Source organism: Gemmobacter denitrificans (assembly GCF_036964905.1).
Classification (GTDB): domain Bacteria; phylum Pseudomonadota; class Alphaproteobacteria; order Rhodobacterales; family Rhodobacteraceae; genus Gemmobacter; species Gemmobacter denitrificans.
In genome coordinates this window covers 1-18,521 of record NZ_JBALHR010000011.1, presented here as the reverse complement: position 1 = coordinate 18,521, position 18,521 = coordinate 1, and the positions used below count along the sequence as shown (strand labels likewise).

The following is an 18,521-nucleotide window of genomic DNA, read 5'->3' as shown; positions in this document are numbered from 1 at the left end:
GAAATTCTGCGCAGCTCTTTCAGGTAGCCCCTTGATTTCCCCCGACGGGTGCCGTAACTCCCGCCGCAGGCCTAGGGGTATAGCTCAGCTGGTAGAGCGACGGTCTCCAAAACCGTAGGTCGCGGGTTCGAACCCTGCTGCCCCTGCCAAATCCTCATTCACAGTTTTGCCGTTCAGGCGCAGCCAGCCAGCGCGCGCCCTCTGCTGTTTTGCCTTCTGTCATCAGCACAGCCGGATCGCAGGCCGATTGCCCGGCGATCGGGAGCTGGAGCAGAGCCGTTTCGGACGACGTCGCGCCAAGCGCGATCAACGTTCCATAAAGGCGGATCGAGTTTGCGGGGGCCAACTGCTGCATCTGCGCGACATGGTCCGGCGAGAACGCCATGGCCGTCGGACCCGGCATCCAATGGAACAGATTGTGAAAGGTGCAGGTTGCCGCCACGACCGCAAGGCCAAGCATCGCCTGGCAAGCCATGCCCTTCATCCTGATAATCCGTATTCCAAGGAGGCCGAGCACAAGCCCGCCGCCCGTGACAAGCCCAAGTGCGGGCGGGTCAAGCGCTGCATCGGCCCGCCCGTCCAGGGTCAGAAACAGCGCATAGTGACCGAGCGCCGCCGAAAGGGCGCCAATCGCGAAAACGGCCAACAGACGAACAACAATGCTGCCTTGGCCCGCCTGTGACGGCTTGCGCCTGACGCCGAAGTTGGTTGCAGGCAGCACAAGGCGTTCATCAGGGCCGATCAGCAATTCGCCTCGGCCCCGCCGCGCGAGAACCTGTTGGGCGCGTTCCTCGAAGCTGCAACTGTCCGACATGGCTTGTCCTTCGGTACGGTCATTCCCGCCCGTGCATGTGCCAGCCAAGAGTGTCAGAAATGGGCGGTGCGGGTGGGAGCCCCGCGCGACAGTGGTCGTTCGGGCGGTGCCGCCCGCCCGCATTTGGGAAGGGGCCGGGCGGAGCCTGGGGCAGGGCGCTTGAATCTGTTCCCCGGAAGGCGTATCTGCCTGTGCGGACGGCGTGCCTGCGGGGCAGGCCACATAATGCCCCCGGGCAAGGACGCAGGGCGCAGGGCGCCTTCATGGGAAGTTGAAGTCATGGCGAAGGTCTCCCCCCTCCAGTTCATCCAGCAGGTGCGCACCGAGGTGGGCAAGGTCGTATGGCCGTCGCGCCGCGAAGTCGTGCTGACCACGGTCATGGTGTTCATCCTTGCCGCGCTGGCCGCAACCTTCTTCAGTCTGGTCGATCTGGGCATCCGCAGCGGGCTGAGCGCCGTCATCAACGGGTTTGGCGGCTGATCCACTGCGCCGCGCAGTGCCGAATTTCCTTGTATTTGCGGGTATCTGGGGCTATTGCCCATCGCAACAAGGGCAAACCGGCGCGCAGCGATTCGTGTTGCGCGCTGTTTTTTGTTCCCGGCGAGGACGTTCAAGTCCTTGAAATGGCAGGATGATCCGGGTGTGCGCGCCCGGTGGCAAAGGTGAAGGCGGCAAGATGGCCAAGCGTTGGTATTCGGTGAGCGTGCTCTCGAACTTCGAGAAGAAAGTCGCCGAGCAGATCCGGCAGGCCGTGACGGAAAACGGTCTCGAGGATGAGATCGAGGAAGTTCTCGTCCCGACCGAGGAAGTGATCGAAGTGCGCCGCGGCAAGAAAGTGTCGTCGGAGCGCCGCTTCATGCCGGGCTATGTGCTGGTGCGGATGGAGATGTCGAATCGGGGCTATCACCTGATTTCGTCGATTAACCGCGTGACGGGGTTTCTTGGCCCGCAAGGCAAGCCTATGCCGATGCGCGATGCCGAGGTGAATGCGATCCTGAACCGGGTCGAAGAAGGTCAGGAAGCGCCGCGCAATCTGATCCGCTTCGACATTGGTGAAAAGGTCAAGGTGACCGACGGGCCGTTCGAAGGCTTTGACGGGATGGTCGAGGACGTGGATGCCGACCACAGCCGCCTGAAGGTGACTGTGTCGATCTTTGGTCGCGCCACCCCGGTTGAACTGGAATTCACGCAGGTCTCGAAAGAGATCTGAGTGCATCACGTGGGAGGCGAGGGGTGTTCGCGCCCCGGACCGGACCACTAAACCATGTGCCCCTGTGTCGGGCACGGTGACAAAGGAGATGGCCCATGGCCAAGAAGATTATCGGCAGCCTCAAGCTGCAAGTGAAGGCCGGTCAGGCCAACCCGTCGCCGCCGGTCGGTCCCGCGCTCGGTCAGCGCGGTCTGAACATCATGGCCTTCGTGAAGGAATTCAACGCGAAGACCGCCGATCTGACCCCGGGCACCCCGACGCCCGTGATCATCACCTACTATCAGGACAAGTCGTTCAGCCTTGAACTGAAGACCCCGCCGGCCTCGTTCCTGCTCAAGCAGGCTGCCGGTCTGCCGCCGGTCGGCAAGCGCAACCGCGCCAAGGGTTCGCCCAAGCCGGGCCGTGAAGTCGCTGGCAAGGTGTCGGCCGCACAGATCCGTGCGATCGCCGAGGCCAAGATGAAAGACCTGAACGCGAACTCGATCGAGGCCGCGATGCAGATCATCCTTGGCTCGGCCAAGTCCTGCGGCATCGAAGTGAAGGGCTGAGAACCATGGCGAAAATCGGTAAGCGCAGCAAAGCTGCCCGCGCGGCCTTCGAAGGCAAGGACCTGATTTCGGTCGAGGCCGCCGTGGCCCTGATCAAGTCGGCTGCTTCGGCCAAGTTCGACGAGACGCTGGAAATCGCGATGAACCTGGGCGTTGACCCGCGCCACGCAGACCAGATGGTCCGCGGCGTGGTACAACTGCCGAACGGCACCGGTAAAACCGTGCGCGTGGCCGTGTTCGCCCGTGGCGCCAAGGCTGATGAAGCCAAGGCCGCCGGTGCGGATATCGTGGGTGCGGAAGACCTGATGGAAACCATCCAGTCGGGCAAGATCGAATTCGATCGCTGCATCGCCACCCCGGACATGATGCCGCTGGTCGGCCGTCTGGGCAAGATCCTCGGCCCGCGCAACCTGATGCCGAACCCGAAGGTCGGCACCGTGACCATGGACGTGAAAACGGCTGTGGCTGCGGCGAAGGGCGGCGAAGTGCAGTTCAAGGTCGAAAAGGCCGGCGTCATTCATGGCGGCATCGGCAAGGTTTCGTTCACTGAAGAAGCACTGGCGCAGAACGTCCGCGCCTTTGTGGAAGCTGTGACCAAGGCCCGTCCGGCCGGTGCAAAGGGCACCTATGTGAAGAAGGTCTCGCTCAGCTCCACCATGGGCCCGGGCGTGGCGGTCGATCTGGCATCGACCTCGGCCTGATCTTAGGGCCGGGTCTGCCCGGCCAAACGAAATTCCTCTTGGAAACAAGGGGATGATGGGGCGGAAATGCCCCGTCCTGTCCGAGACGGTGGGTGGCGCGCAAACGCCTTAATGTCCTGCCTGAGATGGGTGATCGAGATTTGAGGCGCCGCTTGCGGCGATCTTGGCCTCGGGACCCAAAGCGGACCCGAACGCCCCCGGCAACGGGGGCACATACGAGCCGGGGGGAAACCCCCAAACTTGGAGTGAAACTGTGGATAGAGCCCAGAAAGAGAAAGTGGTCGAGGAACTCGGCCAGATCTTCGCAAGCTCTGGCGTGGTTGTGGTTGCACACTACGCGGGTATCACGGTTGCTGAGATGCAGGACCTGCGGGCGCAAATGCGCGCCGTCGGCGGTTCCGTACGCGTTGCCAAGAACAAGCTCGCCAAGATCGCCCTGGAAGGGAAGCCCGCTGCAAAGATGGGTGACCTGCTGACGGGCATGACCGTGATGGCCTATTCGGAAGACCCAGTCGCTGCGGCGAAGGTCTGCGATGCCTATGCCAAGAAGAACGACAAGTTCGTTCTGCTGGGCGGGGCAATGGGCGACACGGTTCTGGACACGGCCGGTGTGAAAGCCGTCGCCTCGATGCCGTCGCGCGAAGAGCTTATTGCTCAGATCGTGTCGATGATCGGTGCGCCTGCTTCCAGCATCGCCGGTGCCATTGGCGCGCCTGCTTCGAACATCGCTGGCATCCTCAAAACCATCGAGGAAAAAGCCGCAGCCTGATCGCTGCGGTTTGATCTTCGGGATACTCGCGTGGGTTGACCCAATCTCGTTGGAACCCCATCTTAACTGAACGGAAGTGTAAAATGGCTGATCTCAAAGCTCTTGCCGAACAAATCGTCGGTCTGACCCTGCTGCAAGCGCAGGAACTGAAAACCATCCTGAAGGATGAGTATGGCATCGAGCCCGCTGCTGGCGGCGCTGTGATGGTTGCTGGCCCGGCAGCAGCTGCTGCCCCGGCTGAAGAAGAAAAGACCGAATTCGACGTCGTCCTGACCGATGCCGGCGCCAACAAGATCAACGTGATCAAGGAAGTGCGCGCGATCACCGGTCTTGGCCTGAAAGAAGCCAAGGACCTGGTCGAAGCTGGCGGCAAGGTGAAGGAAGGCGCTTCGAAGGCTGACGCCGAAGCGATGAAGAAGAAGCTCGAAGAGGCTGGCGCCAAGGTCGAGCTGAAGTAATCTTGTTGGTGCAATCGCACCAAAAGGATTGACGGACCGGGCTGGGTCTGACCTTGTGTCAGGCCCAGCTTGCGCCGTCTGTGACCCCGGCTTGGAAGTGGCTGCGTGCAGCCCCTTCCCAGGCGTGGTTCGAGGTTCGGGAGCGGCCCTTCGGGAGGGGCCGCATGAATGGAGCCTCCCCCCTGATCGCAAACGCTATGCGCCCGCGACCCGACGGACCGCATATCGGCGAAACAGAAAGGTGACGATGAGCATGGCTCAGAGCTACGTTGGCCAGAAGCGGATCCGCCGCTATTATGGCAAGATCCGTGAAGTCCTTGAAATGCCGAACCTCATCGAGGTTCAAAAATCCTCGTATGACCTGTTCCTGAAATCGGGCGATGGCCCGAAGGCCCGTGATGGCGAGGGCATTCAGGGCGTCTTCCAGTCGGTATTTCCGATCAAGGACTTCAACGAAACCGCCGTTCTGGAATTCGTGAAATACGAACTGGAAAAGCCGAAGTTCGACGTTGAAGAATGCATGCAGCGCGATCTGACCTATGCGGCACCGCTGAAGGTGACGCTGCGCCTGATCGTGTTCGATGTCGATGAAACCACCGGCAGCCGGTCGGTCAAGGACATCAAGGAACAGGACGTCTACATGGGCGACATGCCCCTGATGACGCCGAACGGGACGTTCATCGTGAACGGCACCGAACGGGTGATCGTGTCCCAGATGCACCGCAGCCCGGGCGTGTTCTTCGACCATGACAAGGGCAAGACCCATTCGTCGGGCAAGCTGCTGTTTGCCTGCCGCATCATCCCGTATCGCGGCAGCTGGCTCGATTTCGAATTCGACGCCAAGGACATCGTCTTTGCCCGTATCGACCGCCGCCGCAAGCTGCCGGTCACGACCCTGCTTTATGCGCTTGGCATGGATCAGGAAGGCATCATGGATGCCTATTACGAGACGATCAATTTCCGCCATGTGAAGAACAAGGGCTGGGTCACCCGCTTCTTCCCGAGCCGCGTGTCGGGCACGCGGCCGAGCTATGATCTGGTGGATGCCGCAACCGGCGAGGTGATCCTCAAGGCGGGCGACAAGGCCACGCCGCGCATGGTGAAAAAGTGGAAGGATGAAGGCAAGGTCACCGAGCTTCTGGTGCCTTTCGACCATATCATCGGCCGCTATGTCGCCAAGGACATCATCAACGAGCAGACGGGTGAAATCTGGGTCGAAGCCGGCGACGAGCTGACCATGGATTACGACCGCGATGGCGAAGTGAAGGGCGGCACGCTGAAGCTGCTGCTGGATCAGGGCATCACCGATATTCCGGTGCTGGACATCGACAATGTCAATGTCGGCCCCTACATTCGTTCGACCATGGCTGCCGACAAGAACATGGGCCGCGACACCGCGCTCATGGATATCTACCGCGTCATGCGCCCGGGTGAGCCGCCGACCGTCGAGGCCGCAAGCCAGCTGTTTGACACCCTGTTCTTCGATAGCGAACGCTATGACCTGTCCGCCGTGGGCCGGGTGAAGATGAACATGCGCCTTGACCTGGGCAAGCCTGATACCCAGCGGACGCTGGACCGTGACGACATCGTCGCCTGCATCAAGGCGCTGGTGGAACTGCGTGATGGCAAGGGCGAGATCGACGATATCGACCACCTTGGCAACCGTCGGGTGCGTTCGGTGGGCGAGCTGATGGAAAATCAGTATCGCGTCGGCCTGCTGCGCATGGAGCGCGCGATCAAGGAGCGCATGTCGTCGGTGGAAATCGACACGATCATGCCGCAAGACCTGATCAACGCCAAACCCGCCGCCGCTGCGGTGCGTGAATTCTTCGGCTCTTCGCAGCTGTCGCAGTTCATGGACCAGACCAACCCGCTGTCGGAAGTCACCCACAAGCGCCGCCTTTCGGCCCTTGGGCCGGGCGGTCTGACCCGCGAGCGTGCGGGCTTTGAGGTGCGCGACGTTCACCCGACCCACTATGGCCGGATGTGCCCCATTGAGACGCCGGAAGGTCAGAACATCGGTCTGATCAACTCGCTGGCCACCTTTGCCCGCGTGAACAAGTATGGCTTCATCGAGACCCCCTACCGGAAGGTCATCGATGGCAAGGTTTCCGACGACGTGGTCTATATGTCCGCGACCGAGGAAATGCGCCACACGGTGGCACAGGCCAACGCCGCGCAGGACGAAGAAGGCCGCTTCCAGGATGACCTGATTTCCAGCCGCAAGGCCGGGGAATTCATGCTCAATCCGCCGGATGCGATCGACCTGATCGACGTGTCGCCCAAGCAGCTGGTGTCGGTTGCCGCCTCGCTCATTCCCTTCCTGGAGAATGACGACGCCAACCGCGCGCTGATGGGGTCGAACATGCAGCGTCAGGCCGTGCCGCTGCTGCAATCGGATGCGCCTTTCGTGGGCACCGGGATCGAAGCCGTCGTGGCCCGCGATTCCGGCGCAGCGATCATGGCACGCCGGGCTGGCATCATCGATCAGGTCGATGCGACCCGTATCGTGATCCGGGCCACCGAACTGTTGGAACCCGGCGAGCCGGGCGTGGACATCTATCGTCTGCGCAAGTTCAAACGGTCGAACCAGTCGTCCTGCATCAACCAGCGCCCGCTGGTGAAGGTGGGCGATACGGTCGCGCGTGGCGAGGTGGTGGCCGATGGCCCTTGCACCGACATGGGCGAACTGGCGCTTGGCCGGAACGTGATCGTGGCCTTCATGCCGTGGAACGGCTACAACTACGAAGACTCGATCCTGATTTCGGAACGCATCCTGCGCGATGACGTGTTCACCTCGATCCATATCGAGGAATACGAAGTCGCGGCCCGCGACACCAAGCTGGGGCCGGAAGAGATTACCCGCGACATTCCGAACGTCGGTGAGGAAGCGCTGCGCAACCTCGACGAGGCCGGGATCGTCTATATCGGCGCCGAAGTGCAGCCGGGCGACATTCTGGTCGGCAAGATCACCCCGAAGGGCGAAAGCCCGATGACGCCGGAAGAAAAGCTTCTGCGCGCCATCTTTGGTGAAAAGGCCAGCGACGTGCGCGATACGAGCTTGCGTCTGCCGCCGGGGGCCTATGGCACCGTGGTGGAAGTGCGCGTGTTCAACCGTCACGGCGTGGACAAGGATGAACGCGCCCTGCAGATCGAGCGGGAAGAAGTCGAGCGTCTGGCGCGGGACCGCGACGACGAATTCGCCATTCTGGAACGCAACATCTATGCGCGTCTGAAATCGCTCATCATGGGCAAGGTGGCGGTCAAGGGCCCGAAGGGCATCAAGGCCGGTTCGACCATCGATGACGAACTGCTGGGCACGCTGTCGCGCGGCCAGTGGTGGCAGCTTGCCCTTGGCGAAGAAGCCGAGGCCAAGGAAGTCGAGGCGCTGCATGACCAGTTCGAAGCGCAGAAGCGCGCGCTCGATCACCGGTTCGACGACAAGGTCGAAAAGGTGCGTCGTGGCGACGATCTGCCTCCGGGCGTGATGAAGATGGTCAAGGTCTTTGTCGCGGTGAAGCGCAAGCTGCAGCCGGGCGACAAGATGGCCGGTCGTCACGGCAACAAGGGGGTTATCTCCAAGGTTGTGCCGATGGAGGACATGCCGTTCCTCGCGGATGGCACCCCGGTTGACCTTGTGCTGAACCCGCTGGGCGTGCCGTCGCGGATGAACGTCGGGCAGATTCTGGAAACCCATATGGGCTGGGCCGCGCGCGGTCTGGGCCTGAAGATTGACGAGGCTCTGCAAGAGTATCGCCGGTCGGGTGACCTGACCCCGGTGCGTGAGGCGATGCGCTTCGCCTATGGCGACGAGACGTATGAAGGTGCCTTCGGCGATCTGGACGAAGGCGACCTGGTCGAAAAGGCCGGTTTCGTGACGCGCGGCGTGCCGATTGCCACCCCGGTCTTTGACGGGGCCAAAGAGGCGGACGTGAATGACGCACTTATCCGGGCGGGCTTTGACAAGTCCGGCCAGTCGGAAGTCTTTGACGGCCGCACCGGCGAGAAGTTCCAGCGTCGTGTCACCGTGGGCGTGAAATACATGCTCAAGCTGCACCACCTTGTCGACGACAAGCTGCACGCCCGCTCGACCGGGCCTTACAGCCTTGTCACCCAGCAGCCGCTGGGCGGTAAAGCGCAGTTCGGCGGTCAGCGTCTGGGGGAGATGGAGGTCTGGGCTCTGGAAGCTTACGGCGCCGCCTATACCCTGCAAGAGATGCTGACGGTGAAGTCGGACGACGTGGCAGGCCGGACCAAGGTCTACGAGTCGATCGTCAAGGGCGAGGACAATTTCGAAGCGGGCGTTCCCGAGAGCTTCAACGTGCTCGTGAAGGAAGTCCGCGGCCTCGGCCTGAACATGGAACTCCTGGATGCGGAGGAGGAGTGAGCGGCGGTCGGGTTAACCCCCGATCGACGTGGGGCGGGGTCTTCCCGCCCCCCACTTCGCCCCGCCCCCTTTCAAGGATTTGGAAATGAACCAGGAACTCAGCACCAACCCGTTCAACCCGGTTGCGCCGGTGAAGACCTTTGACGAGATCAAGATCTCGCTGGCTTCGCCCGAGCGGATCCTCTCGTGGTCTTACGGCGAGATCAAGAAGCCGGAAACCATCAACTACCGCACGTTCAAGCCAGAGCGTGACGGTCTGTTCTGCGCCCGTATCTTTGGCCCGATCAAGGATTACGAATGCCTTTGCGGCAAATACAAGCGCATGAAATATCGCGGCGTCGTCTGCGAAAAATGCGGCGTGGAAGTCACCTTGCAGAAGGTGCGCCGCGAGCGCATGGGCCATATCGAACTGGCCGCGCCGGTGGCGCATATCTGGTTCCTGAAATCGCTGCCCAGCCGCATCGGCCTGATGCTGGACATGACGCTGCGCGATCTGGAACGCATCCTGTATTTCGAAAACTACGTCGTGATCGAACCCGGTCTGACCGACCTGACCTATGGCCAGCTGATGACCGAGGAAGAATTCCTCGACGCGCAGGACCAATATGGCGCTGACGCCTTCACCGCCAATATCGGTGCCGAGGCGATCCGCGAAATGCTGGCGGCCATTGATCTGGATCAGACGGCAGAACAGCTGCGGGAAGAGCTGAAGGAAGCCACGGGCGAGCTGAAGCCGAAGAAGATCATCAAGCGGCTGAAAATCGTTGAATCCTTCCTGGAATCGGGCAACCGGCCGGAATGGATGATCCTGACCGTGCTGCCGGTGATCCCGCCGGAACTGCGCCCGCTGGTGCCGCTGGATGGCGGTCGTTTTGCGACCTCTGACCTGAACGACCTGTATCGTCGCGTCATCAACCGGAACAACCGCCTGAAGCGGCTGATCGAACTGCGTGCGCCCGATATCATCGTGCGCAACGAAAAGCGGATGCTGCAAGAAGCGGTGGACGCGCTGTTCGACAACGGCCGTCGGGGCCGCGTGATCACGGGCACCAACAAGCGCCCGCTGAAATCGCTGTCCGACATGCTGAAAGGCAAGCAGGGCCGCTTCCGTCAGAACTTGCTGGGTAAGCGCGTCGACTTCTCGGGTCGTTCGGTCATCGTGACCGGTCCGGAGCTGAAGCTGCACCAATGCGGTCTGCCGAAGAAGATGGCGCTCGAACTGTTCAAGCCCTTCATCTATTCGCGGCTTGAGGCCAAGGGCCTGTCCAGCACCGTGAAACAGGCGAAGAAGCTGGTCGAGAAAGAGCGCCCGGAAGTTTGGGATATCCTTGATGAGGTGATCCGCGAACATCCGGTGCTGCTGAACCGCGCGCCAACGCTGCACCGTCTGGGCATTCAGGCGTTTGAGCCGATCCTGATCGAAGGCAAGGCCATTCAGCTGCACCCGCTGGTCTGCTCGGCCTTCAACGCCGACTTTGACGGCGACCAGATGGCTGTGCACGTGCCCCTCTCGCTGGAAGCCCAGCTGGAAGCCCGCGTGCTGATGATGTCCACGAACAACGTGCTGTCGCCCGCCAACGGCGCGCCGATCATCGTGCCGTCGCAGGACATGGTGTTGGGCCTGTACTACGTCACCATGGAACGCAAGGGCATGGTTGGCGAAGGCATGGTCTTCCGCGATATCGAGGAAGTCGAACATGCGCTGGCCGCCGGTGCGGTGCATCTGCACGCCAAGATCCAGGCGCGTCTGCGTCAGGTCGATGGCGAAGGCAATATCGTCTGGAAGCGGTTTGAAACCACGCCCGGCCGTCTGCGTCTTGGCAACCTGCTGCCGCTGAACGCCAAGGCACCGTTCGAACTGGTGAACCGCCTGCTGCGGAAGAAAGACGTGCAGACCGTCATCGACACTGTCTATCGCTATTGCGGTCAGAAAGAGTCGGTCATCTTCTGCGATCAGATCATGGGTCTGGGCTTCCGCGAAGCCTTCCGCGCCGGGATTTCCTTCGGCAAGGACGACATGGTGATCGCCGAGAACAAGTGGGAAATCGTCAACGAGGTGAAGGCGCAGGTTGCTGATTTCGAACAGCAATATCTGGACGGTCTGATCACCCAGGGCGAGAAGTACAACAAGGTCGTGGACGCCTGGTCGAAGTGCAACGACAAGGTGACCGAGTCGATGATGGCCACCATCTCGGCTGCCAAGTTCGATGAGAACGGCGCCGAGAAAGAACCAAACTCGGTTTACATGATGGCGCACTCCGGGGCCCGGGGTTCGGTCACGCAGATGAAGCAGCTGGGCGCGATGCGCGGCCTGATGGCCAAGCCGAATGGCGAGATCATCGAGACGCCGATCATCTCGAACTTCAAGGAAGGTCTGACCGTTCTTGAATACTTCAACTCGACCCACGGTGCCCGGAAGGGTCTGTCGGATACCGCGTTGAAGACGGCGAACTCGGGTTACCTGACCCGTCGTCTGGTGGACGTGGCGCAGGATTGCATCGTGCGGAGCCATGATTGCGGCACCGAGCGGGCGATCAATGCCGAAGCAGCGGTCAATGATGGCGAAGTGGTTGCATCGCTGGCTGAACGCGTGCTGGGCCGTGTGGCTGCCGATGACATCCTTGTGCCGGGAACCGAACAGGTTCTGGTGCGCAAGGGCGAATTGATCGACGAACGTCGTGCCGATCTGATCGCGGTCAATGGCGTGCAGCACTGCCGCATCCGCAGCCCGCTGACCTGCGAGGCTGAAGAGGGCGTCTGCGCCATGTGCTATGGCCGCGACCTTGCACGCGGCACGCTGGTGAACCAGGGCGAAGCGGTGGGCATCATCGCGGCGCAGTCGATCGGCGAACCGGGAACCCAGCTGACGATGCGGACCTTCCACATCGGCGGCGTGGCCCAGGGTGGCCAGCAGTCCTTCCTGGAAGCAAGCCAGGAAGGCAAGATCGAGTTCCGCAATGGCAATGTGCTGGCCAATGACCGTGGCGAACAGATCGTCATGGGGCGGAGCATGTCGATCGCCATCATCGACGAAGCCGGTGCCGAGCGCGCTGTCCACAAGCTGACCTACGGCTCAAAGCTGCACGTCAAGGAAGGCGAAATGGTCAAACGCGGCGTCAAGCTGTTCGAATGGGACCCCTATACCCTGCCGATCATCGCCGAAAAGGCCGGTGTCGCACGCTTCCTTGACCTGATCTCGGGTATCTCGGTGCGTGACGAAACCGATGACGCAACCGGCATGACCCAGAAGATCGTGTCCGACTGGCGGTCGGCGCCGAAGGGCGGCGATCTGAAGCCGGAGGTTGTCATCGTGAACCCGGAAACGGGCGAACCGATGCGCAACGATCAGGGCAATCCGATCACCTATCCGATGTCGGTCGATGCCATTCTGTCGGTCGAAGACGGGCAGGAGCTGAAGGCCGGTGACGTGGTGGCGCGTATTCCGCGCGAAGGTGCCAAGACCAAGGACATCACCGGGGGTCTTCCCCGCGTGGCGGAACTGTTCGAAGCCCGTCGTCCGAAAGATCACGCGATCATCGCCGAGGCCGATGGTTATGTACGCTTCGGCAAGGACTACAAGTCCAAGCGCCGCATCACGGTTGAACCCGTCGATGAAACGCTGCAGCCGATGGAATACATGATCCCCAAGGGCAAGCACATTCCGGTTCAGGAAGGTGACTTCGTCCAGAAGGGTGATTACATCATGGACGGCAACCCGGCACCGCATGACATCCTGCGCATCATGGGTGTCGAGGCGCTGGCCAACTACATGATCGACGAAGTGCAGGACGTCTATCGCCTGCAGGGCGTGAAGATCAACGACAAGCACATCGAGGTGATCGTTCGCCAGATGCTCCAGAAATACGAAATTCTGGACTCGGGCGAAACGACGCTTCTGAAGGGCGAAACTGTCGACAAGGCCGAACTGGACGAAGAAAACGCCAAGGCGGAAGCGCGCGGTCAGCGCGTGGCCGTGGGCGAGCCGATCCTGCTCGGGATCACCAAGGCGTCGCTGCAGACCCGCAGCTTCATCTCGGCGGCCTCGTTCCAGGAAACGACCCGTGTTCTGACCGAAGCTTCGGTTCAGGGCAAGCGCGACAAGCTGGTCGGCCTGAAGGAGAACGTCATCGTGGGTCGTCTGATCCCGGCCGGTACCGGTGGTGCCACCAGCCGCGTTAAGAAGATCGCGCATGACCGCGACAGCGTCGTGATCGAAGCCCGCCGCACCGAAGCGGAAGGGGCGGCCCGTCTGGCCGCGCCGAGCTTTGACGTGATGGACGGTGCGGAAGATTCCGGTCTGGTCGATACGGTCGAAAGCCGCGATTGATCTTTCCTGACATGCAGGAATGGCCCCCCGGGAAACCGGGGGGCTTTTCATTTTGACAGCACGCCCCCGACGCGGCAAACCTTTCCCGAAAGGGCAGGTGGACCATGGGTAGCAGGTACAAGAACCAGATCATCGGGCTGATGCGGTTTTCCTATCCTTCGCTTGGGGGATTTGTGACGAAGAACGAAAGCGCGGACCAGATCGAGGCGCGGCTTTATGAGGATGCCCGGCTGGAACGCCGGTTCCATTTGTTCGAAAATCTCGCCCTGCCATCGCTGCTGGCACAGTCGGATCAGGATTTCCGCATGGTTTTTCTGGTCGGTCAGAGCCTTCCGTCACAATGGCGCGACCGTTTGAATGATGTGATTGCTCCTTTGAAGGGCGCGCGGGTGGTCGCTTTGGCTTCGCTTCCGCATTACATGGCGGTGCGGCGCGCCTTCAATTTCGCCACGCCGGATGCTGCCACACATGTAACGGGGTTCCGTCTGGATGATGATGACGCGCTGGATATCAATCACGTCGCCCGGATGCGGGCAACGGTGAACGCCTTGCTGCCGGTGGCGGGGCTGGACACGCCTTTGGTGACTGGCTGCCATCGCGGATATTTTCTGGAATTCAAGCCCGAGGGCCACGCCCTGTTTCATGTGATTGAAAAGGCTCCGGGGGCGCAGGGGCTGGCCATGACACGCCCTGCCGGAAGCAGCGAGAACATCTTCCGCCGCAACCACCGCTTTGTGACCCAGTTCTACAATACCTATACCGATGCCAATATCCCTGCCTATATCCGCACCATCCATACCGATAATGACAGCGACCCCCATGCCTCGGGTCAGATCGAGACGGCGGATTGGGAAACGGCCGCACCGCTGATTGCCGAACATTTCCCGTTTACGGCAGCGCAGTTGCAGGCGCTTTGACGGCTGGAAGGTGCTGACCAGCCCTGCTAGATCGGTTCGGGCAACAGGGGATCCCGGGAATGACCGACAACACGCGCGCGATCCTCTTGATGAATGTGGCGATGCTTGCCTTCACGCTGAACGATGCGTGCATGAAGGCTGTCAGCGAGACCCTGCCCCTGTTTCAGGCGATCTTCCTGCGCGGGGTGGCGACCACGCTGGCCCTGCTGGGTCTGGCGGCGATGCAGGGGCAACTGCGCTTTGTTCCGGGACCGGGGGACCGTGCGCGCATCGGTTGGCGCACTCTGGCCGAGGTTGTCTCAACCGCGACATTTCTGCTGGCGCTGACCCATATGCCGATTGCCAATCTCTCGGCCATCATGCAGGCCCTGCCACTGGCTGTGACCCTGGGCGCGGCACTATGGTTTGGCGAAAGGCTGGATGCCGCACGTCTGCTGGCAATCATGATCGGCTTTGCCGGCGTGTTGCTGATCATCCGCCCCGGCACCGAAGGCTTTGATCGCTGGGCCCTGCTGGGGCTGGCCTCGATGGCCTTTGTGACCCTGCGCGACCTGATGACGCGGGGGCTGAGCCGGTCCGTGCCTTCCAGCGCGGTTGCGGTCTGGGCGGCTCTGGCGGTGGCAGTGATGGGGGGCGTGGTGACCTTGCAGCAGGGGTGGCAAACGGTCAGTCTGACACAAGCTGCGCTTTTGGCCGGGGCAACGGTCAATCTTATCATCGGCTATCTCACCGTGGTGATGGTGATGCGGGTGGGGGATATTGGCGTCGTCGCGCCCTTCCGCTATATGGCCCTTCTCTGGGCAATCCTGATCGGGGCAGGGGTCTTTGGTGCCTGGCCTGACGGGCTGACCCTGATCGGTTCGGCCATCGTCGTGGCTTCGGGCCTGTTTACCTTGCTGGCTGACCGGCTGCGGCGTCAGCGCCGGACAGCCTGACCGGACGGGCGATTGCAGGCCGGACCTGGCCCCACCCCCGCCGCTGTTGACAAGCCCCGCGACTCCCCCTATAGCGCGCCTACCTCGATCTGCGCCCGGCGCAGGGCGGGTTATTCGTATGGATGTGGACAAGATCCGGGCGACAGCCTCGATCCTCTGAGATTCCACCGCGGCGGCCTCCGGCATGGGGGTGCGTGCGGTTTTTGTGTTTTGCGGACGCGCAGGGCACCAGATGAAGACATGCCCCCGGAAACGCCGTTGACGAGCGGTGATTGAACGGGTTGCAAGACAGAGGCTAGTTTAATGCCGACGATCCAACAGCTGATCCGCAAGCCGCGGGAAGCACGGAAGACGCGGTCCAAGTCGCAGCACTTGGAATCCTGCCCCCAGAAGCGTGGCGTGTGCACCCGTGTGTACACCACGACCCCGAAAAAGCCGAACTCCGCTATGCGGAAAGTCGCCAAGGTGCGCCTGACCAACGGCTTCGAGGTCATCAGCTACATTCCCGGTGAAAAGCACAACCTGCAAGAGCACTCGGTCGTGCTGATCCGTGGCGGCCGCGTGAAAGACCTTCCCGGTGTGCGTTACCACATCCTGCGCGGCGTTCTGGATACCCAGGGCGTCAAAGACCGTCGTCAGCGTCGTTCGAAATACGGCGCGAAGCGTCCGAAGTGAGGAACTGAGAGATGTCCCGTCGTCACGCCGCCGAAAAGCGCGAAATCCTTCCCGATGCCAAGTTCGGCGATCGGGTTCTGACCAAGTTCATGAACAACCTGATGCTGGATGGCAAAAAGTCCATCGCGGAATCGATCGTTTATGGCGCCCTTGACCGCGTTCAGGCCCGCCTGAAGCGCGAGCCGGTTCAGGCTTTCCATGAGGCACTGGACAATGTGAAGCCCTCCGTCGAAGTGCGTTCGCGCCGCGTCGGTGGTGCAACCTACCAGGTTCCGGTCGAAGTGCGTCAAGAGCGCCGCGAGGCTCTGGCGATCCGCTGGCTGATCATCGCTGCCCGCAAGCGCAACGAGAATACCATGGAAGAACGTCTGGCCGCCGAACTGGCCGATGCCGTGAACAACCGCGGCACCGCAGTGAAGAAGCGGGAAGACACCCACAAGATGGCCGACGCGAACAAAGCGTTCAGCCATTACCGCTGGTAAGAGGGCGCCATGGCACGCGACTATCCGCTTGAGCGTTACCGGAACTTCGGGATCATTGCCCATATCGACGCGGGCAAGACCACGACTTCGGAACGTATCCTTTACTACACCGGCAAGTCCCACAAGATCGGCGAAGTCCATGACGGCGCCGCCACGATGGACTGGATGGAGCAGGAACAAGAGCGCGGCATTACCATCACTTCGGCTGCCACGACCACGTTCTGGAACCGTCAGATCGACCCCACGTCGGGCGTTGGTGACAAGGCGACCAAGTTCCGCTTCAACATCATCGACACCCCCGGCCACGTGGACTTCACCATCGAAGTCGAACGCTCGCTGGCCGTTCTGGACGGCGCTGTGGTTCTGCTCGACGGCAACGCCGGCGTGGAGCCCCAGACCGAAACCGTGTGGCGTCAGGCTGACCGCTACAAGGTTCCGCGCATCGTGTTCGTCAACAAGATGGACAAGACCGGCGCTGACTTCTTCAACTGCGTGAAGATGATCAAGGACCGGACCGGCGCGAATGCAATGCCGATCGCCCTGCCGATCGGTGCGGAAGACAAGCTGGAAGGCATCATCGACCTCGTGACCATGGAAGAATGGGTCTATGAGGGCGAAGATCTGGGCGCTTCCTGGAAGCGTCAGCCGATCCGTGCGGAGCTGAAGGATCAGGCCGATGAATGGCGCCTGAACCTGCTGGAAACCGCCGTCGGCCAGGATGATGCCGCGATGGAAGCCTATCTCGAAGGCAATGAGCCGTCGGCTGAAGAGCTGCGCGCGCTGATCCGCAAGGGCACGCTCGCCATCGACTTCATCCCGGTGATGGCCGGTTCCGCGTTCAAGAACAAGGGCGTGCAGCCCCTTCTGAACGCCGTGATCGACTATCTGCCCTCGCCGCTGGACGTGCCGCCCTATATGGGCTTCGCACCGGGCGACGAGACCGAGACCCGCAACATCGCCCGTTCGGCCGATGACGAACAGCCCTTCTCGGCGCTGGCGTTCAAGATCATGAACGACCCCTTCGTAGGCTCGCTGACCTTCACCCGGATCTATTCGGGCAAGCTGGCCAAGGGCGACGCGATGATGAACGCGACCAAGCAGCGCCGCGAGCGCGTTGGCCGCATGATGATGATGCACGCCATCGAGCGTGAGGAAATCACCGAAGCCTTCTCGGGCGACATCATCGCGCTTGGCGGTCTGAAAGAGACCACCACCGGGGACACCCTGTGTGATCCGAACGCGCCCGTCGTTCTCGAAACCATGACCTTCCCGGTCCCGGTGATCGAGATCGCGGTGGAGCCGAAAACCAAGGCCGACCAGGAAAAGATGGGCATCGCTTTGGCCCGTCTGGCTGCCGAAGACCCGTCCTTCCGTGTGGAAACTGACCTCGAAAGCGGCCAGACCATCATGAAGGGCATGGGCGAACTTCACCTCGACATCCTCGTGGACCGTATGCGCCGCGAGTTCAAGGTCGAGGCGAATATCGGTGCGCCGCAGGTGGCTTACCGCGAAACCATTTCGCGCGAGCATGAGATCGACTACACGCACAAGAAACAGACCGGTGGTACCGGCCAGTTCGCGCGCGTGAAGCTGATCATCTCGCCGACGGAGCCGGGCGAAGGCTATTCGTTCGAATCCAAGATTGTGGGCGGTGCGGTGCCGAAGGAATACATCCCCGGCGTCGAAAAAGGCATCAAGTCCGTCATGGATTCGGGCCCGCTCGCTGGCTTCCCGGTGATCGACTTCAAGGTTCAGCTGATCGACGGTGCGTTCCACGACGTCGACTCGAGCGTGCTGGCCTTCGAAATCGCATCGCGCGCCGCCATGCGCGAAGGTCTGAAAAAGGCCGGCGCAAAGCTGCTGGAACCGATCATGAAAGTCGAAGTCGTGACCCCGGAAGAATATACCGGTGGCGTGATCGGCGACCTGACCTCGCGTCGGGGCATGGTGACGGGCCAGGACAGCCGCGGCAACGCGAACGTCATCTCTTCGATGGTGCCGCTGGCCAATATGTTCGGTTACATCAACACGCTGCGCTCGATGACCTCGGGCCGTGCCGTGTTCTCGATGGAATTCGACCATTACGACGCCGTGCCGGAAAACATCTCGCAAGAGATCCAGAAGAAATACGCCTGATCGGTGCGGCGGGGGGAACCCCGCCCTACCACCCCGTAGGCCGGGAACCCTCCCGGTGCATCGCAACGAATTGAGGAGTTTGCCAAATGGCAAAGGCAAAGTTTGAACGGACGAAACCGCACGTCAACATCGGCACGATCGGCCACGTTGACCACGGCAAAA

General features: G+C 61.5%; 14 protein-coding genes and 1 tRNA gene. 14 read left to right on the top strand and 1 reads right to left on the bottom strand.

Annotated features, from left to right (window positions below; genetic code table 11):
- Window positions 1–73 precede the first annotated feature (73 nt).
- Window positions 74–149, top strand: a tRNA-Trp gene (locus V6590_RS15575).
- Window positions 150–154: 5 nt separating this feature from the next.
- Here V6590_RS15575 and V6590_RS15570 read toward each other — a convergent pair.
- Entirely contained in the window at window positions 155–814 is a 660-nt protein-coding gene (locus V6590_RS15570) for a hypothetical protein (RefSeq protein ID WP_335424605.1), read from the bottom strand.
- A gap of 279 nt (window positions 815–1,093) precedes the next feature.
- Between V6590_RS15570 and secE the strand changes: the two genes are divergently transcribed.
- From secE to fusA, 13 genes are all read left to right on the top strand, one after another.
- A complete protein-coding gene (gene secE, locus V6590_RS15565) occupies window positions 1,094–1,294 on the top strand; it encodes a preprotein translocase subunit SecE (RefSeq protein ID WP_335424604.1) in 201 nt (66 codons plus the stop codon).
- Window positions 1,295–1,490: 196 nt separating this feature from the next.
- Window positions 1,491–2,024: a transcription termination/antitermination protein NusG gene (gene nusG, locus V6590_RS15560; protein ID WP_335424603.1), complete on the top strand. Its 534-nt coding sequence runs from the start codon at window positions 1,491–1,493 to the stop codon at window positions 2,022–2,024.
- Between the two features lie 95 nt (window positions 2,025–2,119).
- Window positions 2,120–2,572 (top strand): 50S ribosomal protein L11, encoded by a 453-nt coding sequence (gene rplK, locus V6590_RS15555; protein WP_335424602.1) that lies wholly within the window; start codon window positions 2,120–2,122, stop codon window positions 2,570–2,572.
- 5 nt (window positions 2,573–2,577) lie between these two features.
- Complete coding sequence (gene rplA, locus V6590_RS15550; RefSeq protein ID WP_335424601.1) at window positions 2,578–3,273, top strand: 50S ribosomal protein L1; 696 nt, start codon at window positions 2,578–2,580, stop codon at window positions 3,271–3,273.
- A gap of 253 nt (window positions 3,274–3,526) precedes the next feature.
- Entirely contained in the window at window positions 3,527–4,042 is a 516-nt protein-coding gene (gene rplJ, locus V6590_RS15545; RefSeq protein WP_335424600.1) for a 50S ribosomal protein L10, read from the top strand.
- A gap of 83 nt (window positions 4,043–4,125) precedes the next feature.
- Window positions 4,126–4,500 carry a 50S ribosomal protein L7/L12 gene (rplL, locus tag V6590_RS15540; protein ID WP_151718384.1) on the top strand — a complete coding sequence of 125 codons (375 nt, stop codon included), beginning with the start codon at window positions 4,126–4,128 and terminating at the stop codon, window positions 4,498–4,500.
- Window positions 4,501–4,753: 253 nt separating this feature from the next.
- Window positions 4,754–8,887, top strand: a complete 4,134-nt coding sequence (gene rpoB / locus V6590_RS15535; protein WP_335424599.1) for a DNA-directed RNA polymerase subunit beta — start codon at window positions 4,754–4,756, stop codon at window positions 8,885–8,887.
- Window positions 8,888–8,972: 85 nt separating this feature from the next.
- Complete coding sequence (gene rpoC / locus V6590_RS15530; RefSeq protein ID WP_335424598.1) at window positions 8,973–13,214, top strand: DNA-directed RNA polymerase subunit beta'; 4,242 nt, start codon at window positions 8,973–8,975, stop codon at window positions 13,212–13,214.
- A gap of 104 nt (window positions 13,215–13,318) precedes the next feature.
- Window positions 13,319–14,131 carry a glycosyltransferase gene (locus V6590_RS15525; protein WP_335424597.1) on the top strand — a complete coding sequence of 271 codons (813 nt, stop codon included), beginning with the start codon at window positions 13,319–13,321 and terminating at the stop codon, window positions 14,129–14,131.
- Window positions 14,132–14,190: 59 nt separating this feature from the next.
- On the top strand, window positions 14,191–15,066 hold the full coding sequence (locus V6590_RS15520) for a DMT family transporter (protein WP_335424596.1): 876 nt from the start codon (window positions 14,191–14,193) through the stop codon (window positions 15,064–15,066).
- Window positions 15,067–15,369: 303 nt separating this feature from the next.
- Window positions 15,370–15,741, top strand: coding sequence for a 30S ribosomal protein S12 (gene rpsL / locus V6590_RS15515; protein WP_091303734.1), 372 nt, complete (start codon window positions 15,370–15,372; stop codon window positions 15,739–15,741).
- An 11-nt stretch (window positions 15,742–15,752) separates the two neighbouring features.
- Window positions 15,753–16,223, top strand: coding sequence for a 30S ribosomal protein S7 (rpsG, locus tag V6590_RS15510; protein WP_335424594.1), 471 nt, complete (start codon window positions 15,753–15,755; stop codon window positions 16,221–16,223).
- 9 nt (window positions 16,224–16,232) lie between these two features.
- The gene (fusA, locus tag V6590_RS15505; protein ID WP_335424593.1) at window positions 16,233–18,359 is read left to right on the top strand and encodes an elongation factor G; all 2,127 of its coding nucleotides are present in this window, start codon (window positions 16,233–16,235) and stop codon (window positions 18,357–18,359) included.
- Window positions 18,360–18,521: the final 162 nt, after the last annotated feature.

Excerpts from the sequence above, each read along its gene's own strand:
- V6590_RS15570 (WP_335424605.1), bottom strand. The coding sequence starts at position 814 with ATGTCGGACAGTTGCAGCTTCGAGGAACGCGCCCAACAGGTTCTCGCG.
- secE (WP_335424604.1), top strand. The coding sequence starts at position 1,094 with ATGGCGAAGGTCTCCCCCCTCCAGTTCATCCAGCAGGTGCGCACCGAG.
- nusG (WP_335424603.1), top strand. The coding sequence starts at position 1,491 with ATGGCCAAGCGTTGGTATTCGGTGAGCGTGCTCTCGAACTTCGAGAAG.
- rplK (WP_335424602.1), top strand. The coding sequence starts at position 2,120 with ATGGCCAAGAAGATTATCGGCAGCCTCAAGCTGCAAGTGAAGGCCGGT.
- rplA (WP_335424601.1), top strand. The coding sequence starts at position 2,578 with ATGGCGAAAATCGGTAAGCGCAGCAAAGCTGCCCGCGCGGCCTTCGAA.
- rplL (WP_151718384.1), top strand. The coding sequence starts at position 4,126 with ATGGCTGATCTCAAAGCTCTTGCCGAACAAATCGTCGGTCTGACCCTG.
- rpoB (WP_335424599.1), top strand. The coding sequence starts at position 4,754 with ATGGCTCAGAGCTACGTTGGCCAGAAGCGGATCCGCCGCTATTATGGC.
- rpoC (WP_335424598.1), top strand. The coding sequence starts at position 8,973 with ATGAACCAGGAACTCAGCACCAACCCGTTCAACCCGGTTGCGCCGGTG.
- V6590_RS15525 (WP_335424597.1), top strand. The coding sequence starts at position 13,319 with ATGGGTAGCAGGTACAAGAACCAGATCATCGGGCTGATGCGGTTTTCC.
- V6590_RS15520 (WP_335424596.1), top strand. The coding sequence starts at position 14,191 with ATGACCGACAACACGCGCGCGATCCTCTTGATGAATGTGGCGATGCTT.
- rpsL (WP_091303734.1), top strand. The coding sequence starts at position 15,370 with ATGCCGACGATCCAACAGCTGATCCGCAAGCCGCGGGAAGCACGGAAG.
- rpsG (WP_335424594.1), top strand. The coding sequence starts at position 15,753 with ATGTCCCGTCGTCACGCCGCCGAAAAGCGCGAAATCCTTCCCGATGCC.
- fusA (WP_335424593.1), top strand. The coding sequence starts at position 16,233 with ATGGCACGCGACTATCCGCTTGAGCGTTACCGGAACTTCGGGATCATT.